The sequence below is a fragment of the Fulvivirga kasyanovii genome (genome assembly GCF_009711405.1).
Taxonomy (GTDB): domain Bacteria; phylum Bacteroidota; class Bacteroidia; order Cytophagales; family Cyclobacteriaceae; genus Fulvivirga; species Fulvivirga kasyanovii.
Window position 1 is genome coordinate 1 of sequence record NZ_SMLW01000027.1, and the last position, 276, is coordinate 276.

General features: G+C 45.3%; 1 protein-coding gene. It reads left to right on the forward strand.

Annotated elements, in window-relative coordinates:
• Window positions 1-276: hypothetical protein (locus tag E1163_RS29985; RefSeq protein ID WP_185155853.1), on the forward strand; the 276-nt coding region annotated here is incomplete at both ends.

Sequence of the window (276 nt, forward strand, 5' to 3'; positions counted from 1 at the left end):
TCAGATATAGTCGTGGAGCAGAATTCCCAAATTATGGTAGGGGCTTACGCTTCATCAGTTTTAACACTCGGTGGAACGATATCCGGGACAGGAAACCTGACCAAAACTAAAGGCGGAACTTTGTTACTCAGCAAAAACTGCGACTTAAGCAAGTACTCCGGAAACTGGACAATAGCGGAAGGCACTGTAAAAACAGAAGTATCCAGAGTCGGAACAAGAAATGTATATCTCGATGGTGGTACCCTGGAGGTAGGTTCCTCATTTCTAGGCATCAGC